At 57.0% G+C, this 2,093-nt stretch carries 4 protein-coding genes; 2 read left to right on the top strand and 2 right to left on the bottom strand.

The features are described from left to right. Both VMV64_RS05960 and VMV64_RS05955 read right to left on the bottom strand, forming a co-directional pair. Positions 1 to 204 (bottom strand): hypothetical protein (locus tag VMV64_RS05960; protein WP_325329042.1); only part of this gene is annotated, 204 nt, incomplete at its 3' end. Beyond that, positions 201 to 518 (bottom strand): DUF202 domain-containing protein, encoded by a 318-nt coding sequence (locus VMV64_RS05955; protein ID WP_325329041.1) that lies wholly within the window; start codon positions 516 to 518, stop codon positions 201 to 203. The genes VMV64_RS05955 and VMV64_RS05960, both read right to left, overlap by 4 nt. A gap of 267 nt (positions 519 to 785) precedes the next feature. On the opposite strand from VMV64_RS05955, the gene VMV64_RS05950 reads away from it, so the two are divergent. Beyond that, positions 786 to 1,493, top strand: coding sequence for a class I SAM-dependent methyltransferase (locus VMV64_RS05950; RefSeq protein WP_325329040.1), 708 nt, complete (start codon positions 786 to 788; stop codon positions 1,491 to 1,493). Positions 1,494 to 1,592: 99 nt separating this feature from the next. Beyond that, positions 1,593 to 2,093, top strand: a 501-nt coding sequence (locus tag VMV64_RS05945) for an MBL fold metallo-hydrolase (RefSeq protein WP_325329039.1), incomplete at its 3' end; no start/stop codon positions are given.

The raw sequence follows: 2,093 nt of genomic DNA, 5'->3' as shown, positions 1-2,093 counted from the left end.
TTGATAATCAAAGAAGTGAATAAGTACCAAGCCAGCGATTGCCAAGTCCAGCATGGTGCGTAAAAAAGAATATAAAACCCGGCGATTGGCAGCTGCTGTGCGGTCCAGTGCGAGCCAGTCACGTAACACCAGCTTGCTTTTCGGGTAAGTATGAAAATTTTGCCGGTGTGCATCCAGGTGATTGAATAAGAATCTGGATTTCATTGCAGATCGTCCTCCATCTTTTCGTAATCTTCCATTCTCTGTAGCTCTTTGTGGTGCGTTTTAATTTTCAGATAGAGCGAAAGGCCTGCGGCAAAGACAATCAGCGCGAGAATAAAGCCCAGATAGAAGAGATGATCTTCAAGATGACCATGGAAAACACGAATAAAAATGAGCGTGGCAATGACTAAAGTTAAGGTCACACGAATATAGCCCAGGAAAGTACGCGTACCCGCAAACACTGTTCTGTCCATGGCGAGAAAGTCACGCAGAACCATCTCTTTTTTATTACAGTCATCATAGGGCAGACGGCGCATGATACTCTTTGTTCCTTTCGTAAGGGTGGTGAGCGAGGCGTAGCACCGAGTATTATAAGGCAATGTGGATGGATAAGGAACACTCCGCCATGTCGGCCACGTGCATGCCAGGAGCTGAAACCTGCGTCGACAGCGGCAGTCACAAGGGTTGCGTGACACAGTGTATCCTAAGCCGGAGAAGCCACTCTGGCTGACCAGGCAAACGTGGCTACATCCGCTTTATACAGGAGTAAGCGATATGCCCCTCGCAAGCCTGCTTAAGAAACCATGGAAACCTTTGTTGCCATTGGCCGTGTGTTCTTTGCGGCTGGTGGGCGCCGCAGGTTGATGGACGCCGCCGCCTATGACGCTTGGTATGATACCCCTCGCGGGCGGTGGAGGTGGATCGGCACGGCGGAGTTCCGCCTGCTTTCCAGTCTCCTGCAGGCGCAGCCGGGGAACACACTTCTGGACGTGGGCTGTGGTACCGGCTGGTTCACCCGCCGCTTTGCTGAAGAGGGCCTCCTCGCCACTGGCCTGGATCCCAACCCGGACTGGCTTGCCTTCGCCCGCGCCAAGGACCCTACCGCGATCCGCTGGGTAGCAGGATACGCCCGCTCCCTGCCTTTTCCTGACCGTAGTTTCGACCAGGTGGTTTCGGTTGCGGCCCTGTGTTTTGTGGAGGATGAACGGCAGGCCGTGGCCGAGATCGTGCGGGTGGCGCGCCAGCGTTTTGCCATCGGCTGGCTCAACCGGGCAAGCCTGCTCTATGCGCAGAAAGGGCAGGGCGGCGGGAGCGGGGCCTACTATGGGGCGCGCTGGCATCGTCCCGACGAGTTGCTCGACTTCTTCTCCGGTTTGCCGGTACGCCGACTGGCGGTGCATTCCGCCATATTTCTTCCTGCCGGGAACCGGGTGGCACGGACGATGGAACGGCTGCTGCCCCACACGCTGCCCTGGGGCGGCCTGGTAGCCATTTCGGGGGAGACGGAATAGCACAGATCGGAGTGTACTGGGGTGCATTGACAAATGGCGGGGGTTCTTTTAGTTTCGTGGTTTCAAATTCTATTAACTAGCGAACAGTCGAGGTGGCCCATGTTTTTCAAACAACGCAGCAATGCTGATGGTACCCTGTCCTACTTCTACGGATGTGGCAGCAAGGGTTCGGCGGTGGCGGTGGATGTCGTGGCTGGCGATGAGCAGTGGTTTCTGGATGAAGCGCAAAAGGCCGCCGTGCGGATCGGCTTTGTGATTGACACCCACATTCATGCCGATCATTTTTCCGGCGGCCGGAAACTGGCGGAACTGGCGGATGCGCCCTACTGCCTGCACGAAAGCGACGTGGGCAAGGTCCATTTCCCGATCCGCGGGCTCAAGGACGGCGAGGTGCTGGAGAGCGGTAATGTCATCACCAAAGTTCTGCATACCCCCGGTCATACTGCCGACAGCATCTGCCTGCTGGTCAGTGACCTGCGGCGTAGCGCCGACCCCTGGTTCGTGCTCACCGGTGACACCCTCTTCGTCAGCGGCGTCGGCCGGCCCGATTTGGGGGGAACGCCGGAGGAAATGGCGGGCCGGATCTTCGACAGCATCCAC

Origin of the sequence: Sulfuricella sp., assembly GCF_035531155.1 — a bacterium.
Taxonomy (GTDB): domain Bacteria; phylum Pseudomonadota; class Gammaproteobacteria; order Burkholderiales; family Sulfuricellaceae; genus Sulfuricella.
This window is presented reverse-complemented; position numbering and strand designations above follow the sequence as displayed.